Below are 20,499 nucleotides of genomic sequence, written 5' to 3' on the forward strand. Positions count from 1 at the left end.
GTTTGTTCATCGCATTGTCACGGAAAAACTAATTCTCATGAATGATCTTATGAACTTTAAAAAGTAAGTTAATAACAAACTGCTTTTTATCGAGATTAAACAGTTGTATTTCCTCTATTTCTTGATGAATCTCCTGCCATTTTTCCGCATATTTTTTTGAGAGAAATAAGTCTCCCTTTTCAACGAGCATGATAGCTTTTTTTTGAATTTTATTAAGAATTTCATCACAAAATTGTTGAAATTGAAATGTAGAGGAAGCAGATGAAAATGTTTGTGCAAGAGTATGTACAATTGTTGCGTTACAAACAGGTTTCTCTAGGAGAACATCAATTGTTTTAATAATTTCAAGACCGCCATGGGAAATAAGTAAAGCGGCTTTTCGAGGGCTTCCTTTAGATTTTTTAATAATCATTTCAATTGTTTTTTCATCAGGTAAATCCTGATGGGCGAAAATATGTGTAATAACTTTTTTCATTTCATCGTTATTCAACGGACGAAAAGAAATTTTTTGACACCGTGAATGGATTGTTGGAAGTAATTTTCCTGAAGAATGTGCGATAATAACAAATAACGTTTTTGTAGGTGGTTCTTCAAGTATTTTGAGAATTGCATTCGCTGCATTTCTATTCATATCATCTGCAGAATCAATAATAACAATACGCCATCCATTATCTTGTGATGTTCGGCTTAAAAAATGCATAATATCACGGATATCATCAACGAGTATTCTTGTTTTAAACTTTTGCGTTTTCACATCAAATCGACGTGAAATATACAAAAGACCAGGGTGACTTCCTTGTGTAATTTGGCGCCATGGGGTGGAATAAGGATCAGGTTTCAAGAAAGCACTCTGTTGAAAACTTAAAATGTTCCAAGCAAGATGAAAGGCTAATGTAGCCTTTCCAATCCCATATTCTCCTTCAAATAATAATGCATGATGCAAACGCTCTTCTTTAAGCATTTGTGTCAAAAAATGACGCACATCCTCATGACCAAAGATAACATTGTTCTGAGATGGTGATAAAATTGTATCAATATCATCATATTGGCATAAGGTATTGAAATTACTCATGAAAGCTGATCCAACAATACCTGATGACAAATATTTTTTATTTGATGAGCAATAGCTTCTACTGAGCTAGTAGCATCAATGACTCGAAATCTATGGGGTTCTTGTTTGGCCAATTGAAGAAAAGCCTGACGCCTTTGTTCTTGAATTTCCAACTGATCTTTTTCAAAATAATCAATTTCTTCTGTTTTTTTTCTTCGCAAATTTGCACGCTTCATACCACACATTGCTGGCATATCTAATAAAAATGTTAAATGAGGCAAAATACCATTGAGCGCAATACACTCTAAAACAGAAAGAAAAGAAGAACTGACTCTATTATTGAGTCCTTGATAAACGCGTGTAGAATCAATAAAGCGGTCACATAAAACGATTTTACCTTTTTGCAAAGAAGGTGCGATAACCTCAGTAACATGGTCGATACGTGCAGCTGTAAACAAAACAGCTTCAATCAACGGTCCATACTGTCGCGCCTGCCCCGACAACAAAATATGCCGGATTGCTTCTGCTCCTGGCGTTCCTCCTGGTTCTCGTGTTGTGACAACATCATAACCTTGGTGAGAGAGAGACTCAGCAAGTAAAGAAATCTGCACCGTTTTCCCTACCCCGTCCCCTCCTTCGAATGTAATAAAATAACCTGACACGTATGACCTTAACCTTATTAGCGCGTAACTATAAATATTTCCGTAACCATCCAATTGTTATTTCATAGAATGCATTTTTTACTTTTGCAAAGAAACTTCCTTCCTGAATATTCATTCCGGCAAAAACTGGTTTTTCCAGAAGAACCTTTTTATCTTCTAAAATTTGAATAACGCCAACTGATTGCCCAGAAACGATGGGAGCTTTCAATGGACCATGATATTTAATTTTTGCTTTAACATTTACTTTTTTTTCATTCGAAAGCATAAAACTTATTGGTGTTTTAACAATGAGTGGAACAAAATTTTTCTTACCACCATAAACAGCAGCACGACCAACTATTTCTTCTTTTGTGAAAATCGTTTTGAGATCAAAAGCCGTCATTCCCCATTGAAGAATGCGTTCTATTTCTTTTGTATATTTTTTACCATCTTGCAAACCATTGATTGCTAAAAAAAGACGTCGATGATTTTTAGAAATAGTGGCAACCATTGAAAAACCTTCTTTTTCACTGTAACCAAAACCAAATCCTTCTACACCAATTTCCTTAGAAATAAGAGGGTTTTTGTTACGTTGAAAAATATTATTCCATGTAAAATGAGACTCACAATAAAGTGCATAATAATCCGGATATTCCTGAACAATATGACGTGCTAATATAATCATATCACGCACAGTTACAAATTGTCCCTCTTCGGGTAGCCCTGTTGCATTAACAAAATGACTCTGAGATAATCCAATCATTTTTGCGCGCTGATTCATCAGTTTTACAAAATGATCTTCATGTCCTGATATTCCTTCAGCAAGAATAATAGCAGCATCATTTCCATTGACAATAATTAAACCACGCAACAGATCAGAAACACTGATTTCTGTTTTTATCTTTGCAAACATAGTGGTTGTACCAGAAGGTGCTCCACCCTTGCGCCAAGCATTTTCACTGACCTTAAATTTCTGCGTACTTTTTAATAATCCTTTTTTTAATTGATGAAATACAACTTCTGCTGTCATCAATTTTACTAATGAAGCAGGAAAAAAAGGAATAGCACTTTGTTTTTCATAGAGTACTGTCTCTGTATCATCATCGAGTAATAATAATTGGGATGCGGGAATTTGAAAATCTTGTGCTCTCCCCCACGTATCAAATGCCAATACTCCCCATAATATCAATAAGATCCTTAATGCTGTATACATAGCTGCTCCTCCCATCCCAAAGATCAACATAAAGAATCTTATATAGGAAAAAACTTTTTGATTTCTGAAAATTGAGGAATTATTTACAACTCATAAAAAGATTTTATTTTCATTTAACTTTAGAAAAAATAATATGACACGTTTTTTATCTTCTATGTAGGTTCAGTTTAATATTTTAAATGTATGAGAGACAAAAGATTTTTTCCTATTTTTATTGATAGTATTTTGATTTGTTATGATAAATTATCATTTTAAAATTGAAGCTAACTCAAAATACTACAAGATTCTCTCATCCCCTCTTCTCATATTGAATTCATTAAAAATCGCTTACTTACGGGTCATAAGTAGGGTTCGTATATGGATAAAAATTATTAAAAAAGAGAGTAAAAATACTTCTTATCAACCTCTCAAGTGTTAAGAATTATCGCACAAAACATTGGGGACTTGCAAAGTGTATGATGGTGTCGATTTATATCTTCATAAGTGTAAAGATGCTGATGTCTAAAGGCGTTAACAGTTATACCATTCACAGGCGCTGTCGTAAAATAGACTTGTAGCGTGTTAAAGTATGTCTCTTTTAAATAAGTCCATGAATTGGCAATGTAAGTGTATTTTGTTTGAGACGCTCTGTTTTTCGTGAGGGAACTTACTCCATTAAAGAACATGATAAACAAAAGCATGAGATAATGCATAATCTTTTCATAAGATATTACCGTAGATACTTTAGAAAGATGCAAGGACGAATCAAAAGAAAATATTTTTTACTTGTTAAGATTTTTATTCCTCTAAAATCGATTGTACAGTTGTTTTAGAGATTACACAAACAGACTTGACACAATAATTTACCTTCGTCTAGCAAAAGCTATTACAGCAAGAAAAGTACACGCTTTATTAAGCAAGCAATATCATAAAACGACGAATAGACCAGCAATGGGGTGGAAAGTCCGTACTGAATTTATAATAATAGCACCCAACCACGCTTTTTGAAAAGGACAACGCGCTTTAAGATAAAAATCCTACACTAAATCCGTAATTTCTTACCTTTTTTACTAGAAAATTATATAGATAAAAAATCAATGCATTTTTTCTTAAAACAGTTGTAGCCAATTAACCTTTGTTTTTTTGTTTAGCTTATTTATAGAAGCAACTTGATCGAATGGTATCGGCTTATCAACCATGATAGGACCAATTTCTGGCAATTTAACTGCAACAGTTTTATTACGTTGTTCTTGTTTAACAGCAGCTGCTTTAGCTAATTCTTTTTTGTTCCCTGTATTGCGCTGCTCTTTTAACAAAACAGTTTCTCTTTTTTTCGCAACATTTTCCGACGCTAATGAATATGGGGCAGCATTTCCAGGAGTATAAGAGGACATTAAATATGCACCATCATAATAGCCAACAGGTGCTTCAGCAATATATTCTACTTTAACATCTGCGACCCCCCTATCTACATACCCCAGTATTGTCGCAGCTTGCCTTGATAAATCAATGATTCTGTCTTTCATAAAAGGTCCGCGATCATTCACTCTAACAACGATTGAAGATCCATTTTTCAAATTAGTAACACGAGCATAGCTAGGTAAAGGCATTGTAGGATGAGCAGCAGTCAAAAGATTCATGTCATAAATTTCACCATTGGCAGTTAAACGTCCATGAAAATCTGAACCATACCAAGATGCTTCGCCAACACGTTTATAAGTTGGATCACTTTGAGGATAATACCACTTTCCTTTTATTTGATAAGGTTTACCAACAATCACTCGTCCACGCTTTTTTTCTTCCGATTGATTCCTCTTATTGGAGACTTGTTGAGGTAGTACAGAAGTGTTTACGTTAATTGGTTTATTGTGATAGGAATCTTTTATTGAAAAATTCATAGTTTGGCTTGCGCAACAAGATACCAGTGACTGAGAAATGATAATCATAGAAAACAATTGAAATGTTGGTTTAATCATAAAAATAATTTTCTTTTTTCTATTTGAAGGCATCTATTCAGTCCACTTATTTCTGTTAAGTACTACTGTAAAAACCACGTCACGCTTTTTGTACGCAACGGAAGAATTTACGTTTTTAAATGATTCCCCTCGCGTATATACCACTCTTGAATTGGCCCCTTTTACCAAGAAATTAACGTATTGTTAACCTTTTTATGGTTTTCATACGAAATAAATGTAGTCTAGTAGATATTAAAAAGATTAAAAGTTAAACAAATCAATATCTTATAGAAAATTCATTTCATAATATAAGTGTGAATAAGTGGTGATTTTAGCAACTGTTTTGCGAATCATGTAATGCAGTGGGTATTAAAAAAAACACCTATGGATTGAGAAAATTAGAAACCACATGTGCTGCCAACGCAGGTACAACCCTATCCGTAAGCTTAAAGCTCTTTTTTGTTGGAAAGGAGACAGTATAGCATCGCTCTATTCCAAAACAGCTGATAGAAAATGACAGACTATAGAATCAATAAAAACTTCAAAAAGAATCAAAACAAAAAGATTCTTAAATTTTTTATAGCCTATTGATATTACTTAAATTTGGTGAGCGCGCAGGGATTCGAACCCTGGACCTACTGATTAAAAGTCAGTTGCTCTACCAGCTGAGCTACGCGCTCTCTCACAAGCTATCTAGTTTGCATACTATCTAGTTTGCAGAAAGTGAAGGGAACATACGGTTGACTTTCCATTTGGTCAACACCTTTTGGAAAAAAATATTATTATTTTCTTCAGTTATCAATAATTTTCCGTTTTCGCCCCTTTACTTCATCATTGTATAAGTACTCTTTAATCTTCTTTTTGAAGTTTCAATAAAGGAAAAATTTTACTGCAAAATATTGCATAGATTCGAAGCGTTAAAATTATGAGAAAGCCCCCCCTTCCCCTCACATGGGTTGTTGAGCATAATGGGTAGAGAAGAAAAAATACCTTTTATTATAATATTATTTTTATATCTTTATATTTTAATGTTCAATTTTCAAATATGAATACAGCTTTATAAGATAATATAATAATTTATCATTTTTCACTTGAGTGAAAAGTCTCAAATATTGTAAGTTTTTTTCATTTCAAATCTTTTTTATATTGAAACAATAAAAAGCATTTTCTTGACCGATATAAGTGAGAGAATAAAACTATAAAAAAGAAATGAAAATACCTTTTATGCCTCCTTTCAATAACCAAAAATTATTGCAATATTAGGGGGCATGAAAATAGTATATAGCGGTTGACACGTTAGACTTGAAAATGGAACAATGAGCAACAATGGCTTTGAGAGTATGATTTTTGTTCATGTATAATGAATAATAACAAAAGCCAATTTATCCTATAGAATAAAGTAGATATGAAGCAAAATTTAGTCTCATTGAAAATATCCCGAATGACTACAAATTATGCTCACTATTAGAGCTGTAGATAATTTTACTAAGAATAAAAAAGCAGAAATAATATGCAGTATGCAAAATGATTTTAAGTGTTCTGAATATATAGAATGCCCTCTAGTTAACTTTTTTATATCAAAATTTACAAAATACGTAGATATATTTTTAGAAGAAAAGGATAATACTAGTCACAAAATTTAGTGTTGTATAATTCAGTCAGAACTATAAAGTATATTTATACATTATTTAATATTAATGTATATATACAGTATATAAATAATAATTTAAATATATCTATAAATAAAAATATTGATTTATTAAATGATAAGATCAAAAACAAAGAAAATAAATTTGATTTGGCGATAGAAATTGTAAAAGTGCTATATATACATGTATTTTTAATTTACTAATTTTTATTATTTTGATTGGAATATTGAATGTTAACATGTAAACAATATGAGCTACTCTTGTTTATTCATAACCATATAAAAGAAACTGGTATTCCTCCTTCTTTTGAAGAAATGAAAAATGCATTAGAACTTTCTTCAAAGTCTGGTATTCATAAGCTCATTATAGCCTTAGAACAACGAGGTTTTATACGTCGCTTGCCCAATCGTGCTCGTGCTGTGGAGGTGATTCGACTCCCTGAAAAAATAACATTTAACCTTTCTTTAGCACGTAAAATTTCTCCCAGTATGATAGAAAGAAAGAAAAGAGAAATATCAAAAAGCTTGAGTGCCTTTGATGAAGAAGAAGAAAAAAATATCACCATTCCTATTATGGGACGTATTTCTGCAAGCGTACCCGCCTCTGCTATACTGCAACAAATAAACAGCCTTTCTCTTCCACTCGATATGGTTAATACAGGTGAGCACTACGCATTAGAAGTTAAAGATGATTCTATGATGGAGGCTGGTATCCTTGATAAAGATACGATCATTGTGAAACGTCAAAATACAGCAATAACAGGTGAAATTATTGTTGCGTTTATTGATAAAAAAGAAGCCACATTAAAACGTTATCGACGCAAAGGAGCTTCTATTGCATTAGAAGCCGCAAATCCTCATTATGAAGTACGGACATACGAATCCGAGCGTGTAGAAATACAAGGCAAACTTACCGGTCTTATTCGCAAATATTAAAAAATAAACCTTATAGTACGCGATAGATATCGCAGTAAGAAGCTGTTGAGTATTTTTTTATTGTGCCACACGCAATTGACTTCTTCTCCACAGCCAAAGGATGCCCCCAATTAGGTTTATAAACAATCCAGATCCTTATCGAGCGGGTTTCACTTTCACCTTCCCCTCATGCCCTTCTCTTACGCAAGGCTTGACAAGTAAGTTTTAAAATTTCACCACGTACTTTGAAAAGAACTTAAATGCTTTGAAGGAAGCAGCCTTATATCATCATCCTCAATGACGGAATTTTACGATATAATAAGACAAAATTGTATGCATGCATAAAAACATATAAAATTTTGTAGAAAAAAATCAAATAACTTTGTAACAGATTGTATTGCATAGGTATAAAAATAAAGAACATTATTTTTAAGTTAATAAAAGCGTAACTCAATCATTCATAGTAATTGTAGGATCATCATGGTAGCACCTCGTATTAGTTTTGTCTCCCTCGGATGCCCAAAAGCACTCGTAGATTCTGAGCGAATTATTACACGCCTTCGCTCTGAAGGGTATGATATTTCACGTCAACATCAAGGAGCTGATGTCGTTATTGTGAATACCTGTGGTTTTCTTGATTCGGCAAGAAGAGAATCATTAGCCAATATTGATGAAGCTCTTAAAAAAAATGGAAAAGTTATTGTAACAGGGTGTCTTGGTGCTGATCCTGATGCTATTCGCCAAACATATCCTAATGTATTGGCTATTACAAAACCGCAAGCTTATGAAAGCGTTATAGAAGCTGTTCATACAGCAATTCCTCCTGTTCATGATCCTTTTCTTGATTTAGTTCCTCCCCAAGGTATTCGTTTAACACCTCGCCATTACGCCTACTTAAAGATTTCTGAAGGATGCTCTAATCGGTGTAGTTTTTGTATCATCCCTACTTTGCGTGGTGATCTCACTTCACGTCCCATCAGCGATGTTCTTCGTGAAGCTGAAAAACTCGTGCAAGCGGGTGTAAAAGAACTTTTGGTTATTTCACAAGATACGAGTGCTTATGGTGTTGATCTTAAATATCTCGAAAATTCTTGGAAAGATCGTACAATCAAAACGAAATTCTTTGATCTTTGTCGTGAACTAGGCGATATGGGTATTTGGGTACGTATGCATTACGTTTATCCTTATCCCCATGTTGATGAAGTTATCGAACTTATGGCTGCAAAAAAAATTCTTCCTTATCTGGATATACCTTTTCAGCATGCATCACCGACTGTTTTGCATCACATGAAGCGTCCCGCACTTATGGAAAAAACAAACCGTAGAATTGAAAAATGGCGGAAAATATGTCCAGATCTTACTTTGCGATCAACATTTATCGTTGGTTTTCCTGGTGAAACGAATGAAGATTTTAATATACTTCTAGAATGGCTAGAAGAAGCAAAAATTGAACGCGCGGGGTGCTTTAAATATGAAGAAGTAAAAGGAGCTGCCGCAAATGATTTGGGATTAGAAAATATTCCTGAAGAGGTGAAAGAAAACCGCTGGCATCGTTTTATGGCAAGACAACAACAAATTTCTACACATCTTTTAAAGAAAAAAATTGGAAAAAGACTCCGAGTGCTTATCGATGAAAGTCAAGGAAAAGTTGCCAAAGGACGTAGTCAGTACGATGCTCCAGAAATAGATGGTGTTGTCCATATATCATCACGACGCCCACTGCGTGTTGGTGAATTTGTCACCGTTAAAATCGAACAATCGGATGCCTATGACCTTTATGGTATAGCAGTTTAAAAATTTAACTCCTTCCCTGTCCTCAATGATGAAGATTTCTATTAGCATCGGTTTATAAAAAGATCAGCTACTCACAATCGAACTTGATCACTTATATAGCTTACTTCATGAGAATTTACGAGCAATCCTTGCTCTGAATGTTTGCTATACACTCCCAAAATACCAAGCAGTTATATATTCTCTTAATTTAATGCCTTAAATGAGCTTTAAATGGCGGTGACGGCGGCGCAAAAGAATAAAATCCACAAGGTTCACCATTTTTAATTAACAAAAGAGCAAATCGACAACCGTACTATTTTCCCATTTTTCATATTACGACAGTCATTGGTTAGTGAAAGGAAACTTTTTTCAAGAGTGTTTTATGCACACAAGAATTTCCTTTGTGATATGCAGGCAGATGTTTTTTATAGATGCAATATAAGAGAATTTGAAACAAAACAATCTGACGGTATTTAAATTAAAAACAATAAATTATCATTATAAATAAGTATCTTATCGTAAATTATTTGAACTTATTTTTTTAAATATCTAATTTTTATTAACACGTTTTAAAATCAAAGAATTTCTTATCAAGCAAATGACTTGGGCGTACATTTGTTAAAGAACGAATCATCGTATCTTTACGTCCTGGCATTTGTCTTTCTATATTTTTCAGCATTTCTTTCATTGCATTACGTTGTAATCCATCTTGACTACCGCAAAGATTACAAGGAATAATTGGAAATTGCATTTCTTGAGAAAACTTTTCCATATCTTCCTCAGCAGCATAAACAAGAGGACGTAATACAAAAAGATCTCCTTCATCATTTTTAAGTTTTCCAGGCATGGCAGCTAATCGTCCACCGTGAAACAAATTCATAAAAAATGTTTCTAAAACATCATCACGATGATGACCTAAAACTAATGCCGAACATCCCTCTTCACGTGCAATACGATAGAGATTACCGCGTCGTAATCGAGAACAAAGTGAACAATATGTCTGCGACTCTGCCAATTTATCTGTAACAATGGAATAAGTATCCTGATATTCAATACGATATGGAATTTTATAAGAACTTAAAAAATCTGGAAGAATATGTTTAGGAAATCCTGGTTGCCCTTGATCAAGATTACAGGCAAGAATTTCAACGGATAAAAGACCTCGCCACTTTAAGTCTAAAAGAAGCGCTAATAAACCATAAGAGTCTTTTCCACCCGATAAAGCAACAAGCCATTTTTTTCCTGTAGAGAGCATAGAAAAATCATCCAAAGCTTGTCGCATATGACGTAAAAGTCGTTTGCGTAATTTATTAAATTCTACGCTTGAAGGAGCAACACGAAACATTGGATGACAATTATCTGCTTCGCTTATTAAAGGATCATCTCTCCCTTGGTTTTCTTCTATTGCCTGATATTCAACTGAAACATCATTCATAATATCATATCCTGCATAAGTAACGCTCATTTTGCAAAGATAAAAAAATATTAAAGCAAGCTTACATTTATGTTTTTTGAATTTATAAATTAGATACACAAAAAAAGAAATGGAACTATACAAATTTATGACTATAAAACATAGTGATAAACTTAATATAGAACCATTTACAAAAATAACTTATTAATTTCAAATATTGTAAAAATAACACAATACTTTGAAATTATCATAATAGAAGAGAGAAACAATTTCTCTTACAGAAAATTATCGAGAATAAAATTCAACAACCAGATTAGGTTCCATTTGCACAGCATAAGGAACATCTGCAAAAGCAGGAATACGTGTAAAGGTTGCTTTCATCTGTTTATGATCTGCTTCAATATAATCAGGGACATCACGTTCTGCCAATTGCACTGATTCTAACACTAAAACAAGTTGTTTCGATTTTTCCCGAACCTCAATAACATCACCTGGTTTACAACGATAAGATTGAATATTTGTGCGCCGCCCATTGACATTAACATGACCGTGATTGATAAATTGGCGAGAAGCAAAAATCGTAGGTACGAATTTTGCACGATAAACAACAGCATCCAAACGTGATTCTAACAGACCGATAAGGTTTTCACCAGTATCTCCCCGTCGACGAGCAGCCTCTTCATAGGTTTTATGAAATTGTTTTTCTGAAATATCTCCATAAAACCCTTTCAATTTCTGTTTAGCACGTAACTGCACCCCATAGTCAGAAAGTTTTCCTTTACGACGCTGTCCATGCTGACCTGGACCATAATCACGACGATTGACAGGAGATTTTGGACGCCCCCAAATATTTTCTCCCATACGACGGTCAATTTTATACTTTGTTGTTTCGCGTTTACTCATCGCATTTCCTTATAAAATAAAATACGAGATCTTAAGATCCCAAGGAAACGCGCCCTCCTCTGCCTTTAAATACTAAAGACTGACAGAATACCTTAACATATCAATATGCAAAGTTATTCACGGGACACGTCAATTAATGCTATTTTCTTGAAAAAATAACTAGATCATCATTATTGGTCTCGTAACCCAAAGTCAACTCCTTTCATGAGTTTTAAGTCAAATCCTTTAAACAAATTTTCCGTTAAAGAAGTGATATTTTTCGATGTCAACAACGCAAAATCTTGATATTTTTTTATATATTGATGGTGTATCTTTTCCGACAATGGTAATAAAGATCTGATATGTTTGGCGATCGCTTTCGCCGGATCAATCCACTCAACGGACCATAAAGCATGTTCACGAAAGAAATTAATCAAAAAAGGATAATGTGTGCAGGCTAAAACAATAACATCCGTATATTGTCCATTTTTTTCCACAAAACATGGCAGGATTTCTTTTCTTAACTCTTCTGAATCGATAGATTTTCCCCGTAAATAATCTTCAGCAAGTCCAGCCAGCTTTTTACTTCCCACAAGCTGAACATGACACTGTCCAGCAAAAGAGTTAATTAATTCATTTGTATAAGCACGTTTAACTGTTCCAGGAGTCGCTAATACGGAAATAAAACCAGATTTTGTTTGTTCAGCAGCTGATTTAATTGCAGGAACCGTTCCTACAAAAGGGACATGAGGAAAATTCTGTCGTAAATCTGCTATCATCAGTGTAGAAACAGTGTTGCAAGCAATCACACATAAAGCTGGATTGTAACGTGTTAAAAGATTTGTAAAAATCTTCAAAATACGCTCTTTTAAAATATTTTCTTTCCAATTTCCATAAGGAAATCCTGCATCATCAGCAACATAGATAAATTGCATGTCAGGGATAAGAATACGCGCTTCCCTGAACACTGTTAAACCACCAATACCGCTATCAAAAAAAAGAACAGCTCGTTCATCCATTAGTTTTCACACTTATTTTTAATTTTTTTACGATCACGCTCTTCCGGTGCTCTACTCCCCCGTGGATATTGTGGCGAAAAATGATCCAAAGAAGATATAATGCCTCGCAATAAACGAACCTCAGGTTCACTAAAGTTAGCGCGCGTAAAAACAGAGCGCAAATTTGCAAGCATTACTTCTTTACGTTCTGGTGGTCTAAAATACCCACGGATATTCAAAGCCTCTTCTAACTGAGATAAAAAACCATGGAATATTGTTTTATTTGCAGGTTCCATCTCTGCTGCACGAAATGCCGTATCGCTGACATTCTCTAAACCAGTTTTCATCCATTCGTAAGACATTAAAAGAACCGCTTGCGCAATATTAAGTGACGCAAAAGCAGGATTAACTGGAAAAGTAATAATTTCATCAACAAGGCTGATTTCATTATTTTCTAGTCCCCATCTCTCTCTTCCAAAGACAATCCCGGTCTTATGTCCGATACTTTCACGCTGACGTAATACGCTTGCTGCTTCGACAGCACTTTTTACAGTTTTAAATCCACATCTTTCACGTGCTGTTGTGGCAAAAACATAGTGTAAATCTGCAATTGAATCACGCAATGTGTTAAAAATTACAGCATTGTTAATGACATGATCAGCTTTACTTGCAGCAGCTCTAGCTTTTTCATTTGGAAACATTTCTCGAGGTTTGACTAATCGAAGCTTAGAAAGCCCAAAATTTGCCATTGCCCTTGCGACCATACCAATGTTTTCAGGAAGCTGCGGTTCAACTAAAATAATAATGGGACCATTTGTTAAATTTTCACGATTCCTATTCGTTCCTGCCATCAATTTTACCTAGTTTCACTTAAACTATCTCCCTCTCCACTATTTTTACGAAACCTTTTTCACAATACTCTAATGCTGTTTAATAATAAATTATAGATAATCTATCTTTTCATTCAAAGATAATAGTTTCTAAACCTAATAATAAATTTTAAAAGCCATTAAAGTGAACGATGGAATTTATAACAATTTATATAAGATATCGTAGCGTTTTTTACATCAATTTTATCTTTTTTAATAGGGAACAGCCCCTATAAATCATAATCTCAGTTGAATTATGAAATCATAAATCCTAAAAAAGGGATATGCACTTTATTCCCAAACTTTTTCCTGCAAAGCTTATCCGTCGTTATAAACGTTTTCTTGCGGATGTTCAACAAGATGATCAGCATGTCCTCACCGTGTCTGTACCTAATACAGGATCAATGCTTGGATTAACAGCTTTCAACACCAATATTTGGCTTTCTTATCATAACAACATCAAACGAAAATATGCCTATCAATTAGAAATTATTGAAGCCGATAATACTTTGGTTGGCATTAATACTTCTTTACCCAATAAACTTGCGTTAGAAGCAATTCAAAACGGATTACTACCAGAATTAAATGGATATAAAACAATTTTAAAAGAACAACGCTATGGGACACAATCACGAATTGACTTTCTTTTACGTGATGACATTCTTCCTGATTGTTACCTAGAAGTCAAAAATGTTCATTTTATTCGTCAGAAAGGATTAGCAGAATTTCCTGATAGCGAAACAAAACGTGGTGCACGTCACCTTGATGAGCTCATAGGAGTTGTACAACAAGGAAAACGAGCTGCTATGCTTTATATTATTCAACGAGAAGATTGCTCAGCTTTTACAATTTGTCATGATCTTGATCCACTCTATGGACGTAAGTTTGATTTAGCATTAAAATCAGGAGTAGAATGTTATGCTGTAAAGTGTCATGTAAGTGTAGAAGGCATTTTTCCGATTCAGAGAGTAAAAATAGAAAATAGAAGAAACAATGACTGAGTATATCGAATATAATAAAATCCCTTTAAAATTTAATGGAAAAATCCGCATTTTCGATGATTATGCTTTTGCTAAAATGCGTGAAGTTGGTCGTATTGCTGCAGAATGCCTTGATGCGCTTACAGATATCATTAAGCCAGGCGTTACTACGCAAGAAATAGATGATTTTGTATTTATTTTTGGAGCTAAGCGAGGAGCACTTCCTGCTGATCTAAATTATCATGGATACAGCCATTCATGCTGTACATCTATCAATCACGTTGTCTGCCATGGCATTCCCAATAAAAGACCTTTGCAAGAAGGTGATATTGTAAATGTTGATGTAACCTTTATCCTTGATGGTTGGCATGGGGATTCAAGCCGAATGTATCCTGTTGGAAAAATTAGGCGTGCAGCAGAACGCTTGCTAAAAATAACCTATGAAAGTCTTATGCAAGGAATCGCTGTCGTTAAGCCTGGAGCAACGACAGGTGATATTGGGGCAGCTATTCAACAGTATGCAGAATCTGAACGCTGTTCAATTGTGAGAGATTTTTGCGGACATGGTATCGGCCAGCTTTTTCATGATGCTCCCAATATCCTCCATTATGGAAATCCTGGAGAAGGAGCTGAATTAAAACAAGGTATGATGTTTACAATTGAGCCTATGATTAACTTTGGTAAACCACAAGTTAAGATTTTATCTGACGGTTGGACTGTTGTTACCCGTGACCGCTCTCTGACAGCACAATATGAACATACAATTGGTGTTACAAATGAAGGGTATGAAATATTTACACAATCTCCTAAAAATATTTTTTATATTCCAAATTCGCATACCTAACGCAATGTAGAGATGTTATGGCTAAAAAATTAAATCAAAAGGAAGATACTCAAAGTAATCACTTTGCATTAACATTGAGTTCTCCACTCACCCCAGTATCAGAAAGAAAAAGTGAAGAGCCTCAGAAAAACGCACAGTTTCATAAACATTATCAAGGACATCGTGAACGTCTTCGGAAGCGTTATTTAAAGTCAAAAGGAAATGCAATTGAAGATTATGAATATCTTGAATTATTGCTTTTTCGCACAATACCCCGTGCAAACACAAAACCCATAGCTAAAAATTTGATAGCACGTTTTGGTTCATTAGCTGATGTGTTGGGAGCGGATATTCACCGACTTCAAGAAATTCCAGGATGTGGTCCCGCTACTGCAGTTGATTTAAAAATTATTTCAGATGTTGCTGGACGTCTTGCTCGTGCGCAATTGTTTAAGCGCGATATTTTTTCATCATGGGATAAAGTGTTAGCGTATTGTAAAGCTGTTATGGCTCATGAAACACGTGAACAATTTCGTATTTTGTTTCTTGATAAGAAAAACGGCTTACTTGCTGATGAGGTGCAACAAACTGGAACCATTGATCATACCCCTGTTTATCCTCGTGAAGTTATTTCTCGAGCTTTAGAGTTATCCGCATCAGGACTTATCTTAGTCCACAATCACCCTTCTGGCGATTCCACACCCTCTAATGCAGATATAACAATGACATATAGATTAAAAGATGCAGCAAATGCATTAGGCATTATTATCCATGACCATCTTATTATTGCACGAAATAACCATACGAGTTTTAAAGCGTTAAAACTTATATAAATCTTATGGGATAAAAAAGACTTCATTCAACTATGAATAACGAATCAATTTTCTAAATCAATATCTAATATAGCCATTGAGAAATTATAGGAGAGCTCATCTTCATCTTCATCTCGATAGATAATGCCTAAAAACTCATCTCCCATATAAACCTCATAAGAATCACTCTTTTTAGGACGTGCTCTGACTTGCAATGCTGAGTTTTGGAATATATTTTTAAAATAATTATCAAGTTTTTTTATTTCATCAGCATTCACTATGCTCTCCTGTTTTTTTGAAACGATTAAAATAATTGCGTGTCGTGCAAATAAGACACTCTTATGATTCTGTAAAGTCAGTAAAAAAGCATAATCTGAATATTTACTTAATATTACATATATTCACAACGTTCTTTATACATTCATAAAGAACGGTTACAAAAGGAGTCTATCATTATTAAATATACCCGTATAGATTAAAAAATGGCAAAAAAACTGTATATTTTTAATAATTTTACTTTATCTCCAATTTTAGCATCTATATTTAAAATGCATATTCGTAAGAATAAATTGATCAATAATTTATAATTTTGTTTATTTTATAAAAAATAAATAAAAATATTTTTTTATTTAAAACTACATTTTTTAGCAAAAAATATTTATTACATCATTCGAAAATAATTCTTTTTAATAACCTTTAAAGTATAATTATCTAATCTTAGAAGAATTACGTCTCTAAAAAATATACAAAATAAGCTAATAAGAGTTTATTTTTCTTTTCATTTTTTATAAAAACTTATGTCACAACAGAAAGATTTTTTAATAAGCTTTTTTCAATTTATACGAAATAAAAATATTGAGTATTTCTGTAAATTCTAAAAGCTATGAAAAGTTCTTATTTTATAGGATAACGAGAAAGAAAATCGATAACGCCTTTTTTATAAACTTTATCGCCTACAGCAAGCATATGATCTCGATCAGGAATTGATAAAGCTTCACCACAAGGCAACAAGGCTGCCAATGGCTCTGCATCACCGCCAATTTCATCTAATGAACCAACGGCAACAAGTGCTGGTTGTTTGATTTTGTAAACTTCAGATACCGTTAACTCCTGTTTTGATGTAATGATACAAGCAGCAAGAGCACGCCTATCGCTTTTCGTTTGATCTGCAAATTTACGGAACATTAAACCGCGCGTATTGGTAATAGTGGAAATATCTTCTGCTAAAAGGGCCTCAGCAACAGGCTCCCAATTTCCTGCTCCCGTCACCATACCAATACCTAAACCACCAAAAATAACACTGTGTACATATGTTGGATGCAAAAGAGCCATGAAAGCACTAATACGAGCCCCCATAGAATATCCCATAACATGGGCTTTAGATAACTCTAAATGCTGCAGTAACTTTACTGCGTCGCCAGCCATAGCTTGAGGTGTATAAAAGACAGGATCATAACTTTTAACTGAATCTCCGTGACCGCGATTATCAAGAGCAATAACACGATATCCTGCTTCAGTGAGAATACGAAACCAACCCGTTGCATACCAATTCACCCGTGCAGAAGATCCAAAACCATGGATCAACAAAATAGGCGCGCCCTGCCCTTCTTCTCGATAAGCAAATCGCAAACCATTATATTCAAAAAAACGAATATCTTCAGCGGTCATTTTTTATTGCACTTTCCACAAAGTACAGGATGAATAACACGTTGTCCTTTTTGTATCTTTTTTTTAGAAACTTCACCAGCGTTAATTTCAAGTGCAAAAGCTGCAGGAACTTCTGATGAAATGGTATTTGTTGAAAGTGGAGAAGTATTTTCAATAATCGATACAATAATTCCCTCAGAGTTTAAGAAAATCATATCTAAAGGTAAAGGCGTATTTGCCATCCACATAAAAATTTTCTGCTCATCTCCCGATCGAGAACTTTTTAGCTGCTTAAAGAGCATTGCACGATCGCGTGGAAAATCAGTTCGATACATTAAACCAGCTGCTGCTTGAGATGGCGTAAAAGCAATCTCTACCTTATAAAAAACCGGACCTTGCTTTGTATGTATTTCTAAAGGAATTGGATGCACAGGAATCTCTATGGGCTCCTTTGCTACAACAACACGCATATCTAACATAAAAAATATCACCAATAAAACAATATGCTCCTTTTTAAAAGGCTTTAACATTCTTGTCTCCACCACAGAAAAATTTTAAATTTTGTTTCTAAAATAAAAGTACCAGAGTTTAAAAGTCAAAAAAAAGAGGATTGCTTCCTTGTTATTTTCTAGTTTCTTTCAACGTAATATGCGAAATTTTCTTCATTTGGTTTATGGATTCACTAGAGCCATATTTTCTTTAAAAATCTACCTCTATAGCAATTTACGGAATAATCATCTTTAAAAATATAGAAAACATACTGATTTCACTCGTGAAATTCAATGCGTAGCTAAAGGAATGCCTATGTCCGGATAAATCTCTGCTGTCATTAAACCTTTTTCTCCTTTACCAAAACGTACAAGAACAACTTGGCCGGAACGAAGCTCTGCTAAACCAAAACGGCGCAATGTTTCCATATGAATAAAAATATCTTCTGTTCCTTGCCCACGGCTAAGAAAACCGTATCCTTTGTCACGATTAAACCATTTAACAATTGCTCGTTCTAGTCCACTTTCTGGAGTAACAACAACATGGGTACGGGCAGGAACTTCTGATGGATGAATTGCTGAAGAACAATCTATGGATTTCACCTGAACGCACTTTAACCCTCGTTCAGTTTTTTCCACAGCACAAATGACTTTAGCTCCTTCTAAAGCTGTTTGAAAACCATCCCTTCGCATTACCGTAACATGCAATAATATATCGGGAAAATGAGGTAAATCAGGTACAATAAATCCATACCCCTTACTACCATCAAACCACTTAATGACACCACTGATTTCGATAATCTCCCCACAAGTACCTATACTATCCTTAGATGGGGAACAATCCTTTAATGCATCCTTACTCGTCATAATAACGTGATCCTGTAGCTTATAAATTGTACGATATTGATTCTCTAAGTTTAAGTAAACATTGCTCTTGTATCAACACGCAAGCCCCAAGATAAGATTTCCCCACATTGTCGTATCTTCTATGTTAGTGTCAGAGAATATCAACATGAATATTTATAAAACTATTTGATTGTACACTTTACATACCTTACAAGGGGTGCCCTACAAAAGAGGTCATATAAAAGTTTTTTTACATAATGATATTTTGATTAATGTGTAACTTGCATGATGAAGAAGTTCAATATAAGGTGAAAAAACGACAATTCAATTAAGGAAAATGCGCAATGCAATTGAAGAAAATCCTTACGATAATCGCAGCATTTATAGCATTTACAACAAATGTTTATGCGAGTGAACCTATTAAGATTGGTGTTTATCTTCCATTAAGTGGTCAAAATGCATTTGGAGGTCAGCTTGAAATTAGAGGTATAGAATTAGCCCATAAAAAAGTTCCAGAAATTTTAGGACGTAAAGTGGAACTTGTTATTATTGATAACAAATCTGATAAAGTAGAAGCGGCTAATGCTGTTATGCGTTTAACAGCAAGTGAAAAAGTGAGTGGAATCATTGGTAGCTATGGTTCTTCACTCTCGTTAGCAGGTGGTGAAATATCTGAAAAGGCAAAGACTCCAACCATTGCAACGTCCTCAACAAGTCCCCTTGTTACACAGGGTAAAAAATATTACTTTCGTGCTTGCTTTATTGATTCCTATCAAGGAGTAGGAATCGCAACTTATGTAAGCCAAACTTTACACGCAAAAAAGGCTGCTATCCTTAAAGATATTTCAAGCGATTATGCTATTGGTCTTGCAAGTTATTTTACGCGTGCTTTCAAAAAATTAGGTGGTGAAGTTATCTCAAATTTAAATTATAATTCTGGAGATCAGGACTTTTCAGCTGTTCTCACGCAAATTATCGCCCAGAAACCTGATATCTTATTCATTCCATCTTACTTTTCTGAAGGTGCTATCATCATGAAACAAGCACGAGAATTAGGGGCGAAGTTTCAAATTATGGGTGGAGATGCTATGGATAATCCAGAAACCATTACGATTGCAGGAAAAGCTGCAGAAGGTTTCTTACATACGACACTTCCCTATAGTGAGGATATGCCAAATATGTCAGTAGCTGCGCAAGAATTCACAAAAGAATGGAAAAAATCTTACCCGGACAAAGAGCCAAATATCAATTCTGTTTTGGGATACACGAGTTATATGATGTTCATGAAGGCTATTGAAAATGCTGGTAGCACTGATCGTGAAAAAATTACTATCGCACTTAGCAAATTAAAAGATTTTCCTACCCCCTTTGGGGATATGTCAATGGATGAAAATCATAACCCTAAAATTCCTATTGGTATCATTAAAATACAGGATGGAAAACGTGTTTATTTAGAAGAAGTTAAACCTGCTTTTTAATTAAAAAGTTTTACTTATTAAAATGCAAGAATTGGTTGAGGATTTTTTTCTCAACCAAAAGTTTAGAAATTTCTTATTGTCCTATGT

Annotated in this window: 17 protein-coding genes, 1 tRNA gene and 2 pseudogenes; 7 read left to right on the forward strand and 13 right to left on the reverse strand. The window is 34.2% G+C overall.

The genetic code is table 11. The features are described 5' to 3' along the window. Positions 1 to 28: 28 nt before the first annotated feature. The 4 genes from ACFINU_RS03880 to ACFINU_RS03895 form a co-directional block, all read right to left on the reverse strand. Positions 29 to 1,072: a DNA polymerase III subunit delta' gene (locus ACFINU_RS03880; RefSeq protein WP_375618140.1), complete on the reverse strand. Its 1,044-nt coding sequence runs from the start codon at positions 1,070 to 1,072 to the stop codon at positions 29 to 31. After that, positions 1,069 to 1,713, reverse strand: coding sequence for a dTMP kinase (gene tmk / locus ACFINU_RS03885; protein WP_375618139.1), 645 nt, complete (start codon positions 1,711 to 1,713; stop codon positions 1,069 to 1,071). Before tmk ends, ACFINU_RS03880 begins: the two co-directional genes overlap by 4 nt. A gap of 28 nt (positions 1,714 to 1,741) precedes the next feature. Beyond that, entirely contained in the window at positions 1,742 to 2,905 is a 1,164-nt protein-coding gene (locus ACFINU_RS03890; protein WP_375618138.1) for a D-alanyl-D-alanine carboxypeptidase family protein, read from the reverse strand. A gap of 1,088 nt (positions 2,906 to 3,993) precedes the next feature. Then, positions 3,994 to 4,893, reverse strand: coding sequence for a septal ring lytic transglycosylase RlpA family protein (locus ACFINU_RS03895; protein WP_375618137.1), 900 nt, complete (start codon positions 4,891 to 4,893; stop codon positions 3,994 to 3,996). Positions 4,894 to 5,177: 284 nt separating this feature from the next. On the opposite strand from ACFINU_RS03895, the pseudogene ACFINU_RS03900 reads away from it, so the two are divergent. Next, positions 5,178 to 5,356, forward strand: a pseudogene (locus tag ACFINU_RS03900) (integrase); the annotation flags it as partial. An 87-nt stretch (positions 5,357 to 5,443) separates the two neighbouring features. On the opposite strand, the gene ACFINU_RS03905 reads toward ACFINU_RS03900, so the two are convergent. After that, positions 5,444 to 5,519 (reverse strand) — tRNA-Lys (locus tag ACFINU_RS03905). Between the two features lie 1,199 nt (positions 5,520 to 6,718). Here ACFINU_RS03905 and lexA point away from each other — a divergent pair. Further along, complete coding sequence (gene lexA / locus ACFINU_RS03910; RefSeq protein WP_375618136.1) at positions 6,719 to 7,423, forward strand: transcriptional repressor LexA; 705 nt, start codon at positions 6,719 to 6,721, stop codon at positions 7,421 to 7,423. Positions 7,424 to 7,882: 459 nt separating this feature from the next. Beyond that, positions 7,883 to 9,196 carry a 30S ribosomal protein S12 methylthiotransferase RimO gene (gene rimO, locus ACFINU_RS03915; protein ID WP_375618135.1) on the forward strand — a complete coding sequence of 438 codons (1,314 nt, stop codon included), beginning with the start codon at positions 7,883 to 7,885 and terminating at the stop codon, positions 9,194 to 9,196. 538 nt (positions 9,197 to 9,734) lie between these two features. On the opposite strand, the gene ttcA is transcribed toward rimO, so the two are convergent. The 4 genes and pseudogenes from ttcA to ACFINU_RS03935 form a co-directional block, all read right to left on the reverse strand. Next, positions 9,735 to 10,610 carry a tRNA 2-thiocytidine(32) synthetase TtcA gene (gene ttcA / locus ACFINU_RS03920; RefSeq protein ID WP_375618134.1) on the reverse strand — a complete coding sequence of 292 codons (876 nt, stop codon included), beginning with the start codon at positions 10,608 to 10,610 and terminating at the stop codon, positions 9,735 to 9,737. Positions 10,611 to 10,874: 264 nt separating this feature from the next. Then, positions 10,875 to 11,492 (reverse strand): 30S ribosomal protein S4, encoded by a 618-nt coding sequence (gene rpsD / locus ACFINU_RS03925; protein ID WP_273722651.1) that lies wholly within the window; start codon positions 11,490 to 11,492, stop codon positions 10,875 to 10,877. 170 nt (positions 11,493 to 11,662) lie between these two features. Beyond that, positions 11,663 to 12,490, reverse strand: a complete 828-nt coding sequence (gene murI, locus ACFINU_RS03930) for a glutamate racemase (protein ID WP_375618133.1) — start codon at positions 12,488 to 12,490, stop codon at positions 11,663 to 11,665. Further along, positions 12,483 to 13,320 (reverse strand): annotated as a pseudogene (locus ACFINU_RS03935) (RNA methyltransferase). Before ACFINU_RS03935 ends, murI begins: the two are co-directional and overlap by 8 nt. 302 nt (positions 13,321 to 13,622) lie before the next feature. Here ACFINU_RS03935 and sfsA point away from each other — a divergent pair. Genes sfsA through radC form a run of 3 tightly spaced genes read left to right on the forward strand, consistent with a single transcriptional unit; the run spans position 13,623 to position 15,974 of the window. Further along, positions 13,623 to 14,339: a DNA/RNA nuclease SfsA gene (sfsA, locus tag ACFINU_RS03940; RefSeq protein WP_375611922.1), complete on the forward strand. Its 717-nt coding sequence runs from the start codon at positions 13,623 to 13,625 to the stop codon at positions 14,337 to 14,339. Beyond that, positions 14,332 to 15,162 carry a type I methionyl aminopeptidase gene (gene map / locus ACFINU_RS03945; protein WP_375618132.1) on the forward strand — a complete coding sequence of 277 codons (831 nt, stop codon included), beginning with the start codon at positions 14,332 to 14,334 and terminating at the stop codon, positions 15,160 to 15,162. The genes sfsA and map overlap by 8 nt, the downstream gene beginning before the upstream one ends. A gap of 17 nt (positions 15,163 to 15,179) precedes the next feature. After that, the gene (gene radC / locus ACFINU_RS03950; protein ID WP_375618131.1) at positions 15,180 to 15,974 is read left to right on the forward strand and encodes a DNA repair protein RadC; all 795 of its coding nucleotides are present in this window, start codon (positions 15,180 to 15,182) and stop codon (positions 15,972 to 15,974) included. Positions 15,975 to 16,018: 44 nt separating this feature from the next. Here the strand turns inward: radC and ACFINU_RS03955 are convergent, their stop codons facing one another. The 4 genes from ACFINU_RS03955 to ACFINU_RS03970 form a co-directional block, all read right to left on the reverse strand. Further along, positions 16,019 to 16,231, reverse strand: coding sequence for a DUF3126 family protein (locus ACFINU_RS03955; protein WP_375618130.1), 213 nt, complete (start codon positions 16,229 to 16,231; stop codon positions 16,019 to 16,021). A gap of 616 nt (positions 16,232 to 16,847) precedes the next feature. Next, entirely contained in the window at positions 16,848 to 17,621 is a 774-nt protein-coding gene (locus ACFINU_RS03960; protein ID WP_375618129.1) for an alpha/beta fold hydrolase, read from the reverse strand. After that, complete coding sequence (locus ACFINU_RS03965; protein ID WP_375618128.1) at positions 17,618 to 18,130, reverse strand: DUF192 domain-containing protein; 513 nt, start codon at positions 18,128 to 18,130, stop codon at positions 17,618 to 17,620. Before ACFINU_RS03965 ends, ACFINU_RS03960 begins: the two co-directional genes overlap by 4 nt. A 249-nt stretch (positions 18,131 to 18,379) precedes the next feature. Beyond that, positions 18,380 to 18,955, reverse strand: coding sequence for a cold-shock protein (locus ACFINU_RS03970; RefSeq protein ID WP_375618127.1), 576 nt, complete (start codon positions 18,953 to 18,955; stop codon positions 18,380 to 18,382). A 323-nt stretch (positions 18,956 to 19,278) separates the two neighbouring features. Between ACFINU_RS03970 and ACFINU_RS03975 the strand changes: the two genes are divergently transcribed. Then, positions 19,279 to 20,412, forward strand: coding sequence for an ABC transporter substrate-binding protein (locus ACFINU_RS03975; RefSeq protein ID WP_375618126.1), 1,134 nt, complete (start codon positions 19,279 to 19,281; stop codon positions 20,410 to 20,412). Positions 20,413 to 20,499: the final 87 nt, after the last annotated feature.

Source organism: Bartonella sp. AC130YNZD, assembly GCF_042196865.1.
GTDB lineage: Bacteria > Pseudomonadota > Alphaproteobacteria > Rhizobiales > Rhizobiaceae > Bartonella.

Coding starts and splice junctions, on each gene's coding strand:
- ACFINU_RS03880 (WP_375618140.1), bottom strand. CDS start 1,072: ATGAGTAATTTCAATACCTTATGCCAATATGATGATATTGATACAATT.
- ACFINU_RS03890 (WP_375618138.1), bottom strand. CDS start 2,905: ATGTATACAGCATTAAGGATCTTATTGATATTATGGGGAGTATTGGCA.
- ACFINU_RS03895 (WP_375618137.1), bottom strand. CDS start 4,893: ATGCCTTCAAATAGAAAAAAGAAAATTATTTTTATGATTAAACCAACA.
- lexA (WP_375618136.1), top strand. CDS start 6,719: ATGTTAACATGTAAACAATATGAGCTACTCTTGTTTATTCATAACCAT.
- rimO (WP_375618135.1), top strand. CDS start 7,883: ATGGTAGCACCTCGTATTAGTTTTGTCTCCCTCGGATGCCCAAAAGCA.
- ttcA (WP_375618134.1), bottom strand. CDS start 10,610: ATGAATGATGTTTCAGTTGAATATCAGGCAATAGAAGAAAACCAAGGG.
- rpsD (WP_273722651.1), bottom strand. CDS start 11,492: ATGAGTAAACGCGAAACAACAAAGTATAAAATTGACCGTCGTATGGGA.
- murI (WP_375618133.1), bottom strand. CDS start 12,490: ATGGATGAACGAGCTGTTCTTTTTTTTGATAGCGGTATTGGTGGTTTA.
- sfsA (WP_375611922.1), top strand. CDS start 13,623: ATGCACTTTATTCCCAAACTTTTTCCTGCAAAGCTTATCCGTCGTTAT.
- map (WP_375618132.1), top strand. CDS start 14,332: ATGACTGAGTATATCGAATATAATAAAATCCCTTTAAAATTTAATGGA.
- radC (WP_375618131.1), top strand. CDS start 15,180: ATGGCTAAAAAATTAAATCAAAAGGAAGATACTCAAAGTAATCACTTT.
- ACFINU_RS03960 (WP_375618129.1), bottom strand. CDS start 17,621: ATGACCGCTGAAGATATTCGTTTTTTTGAATATAATGGTTTGCGATTT.
- ACFINU_RS03965 (WP_375618128.1), bottom strand. CDS start 18,130: ATGTTAAAGCCTTTTAAAAAGGAGCATATTGTTTTATTGGTGATATTT.
- ACFINU_RS03970 (WP_375618127.1), bottom strand. CDS start 18,955: ATGACGAGTAAGGATGCATTAAAGGATTGTTCCCCATCTAAGGATAGT.
- ACFINU_RS03975 (WP_375618126.1), top strand. CDS start 19,279: ATGCAATTGAAGAAAATCCTTACGATAATCGCAGCATTTATAGCATTT.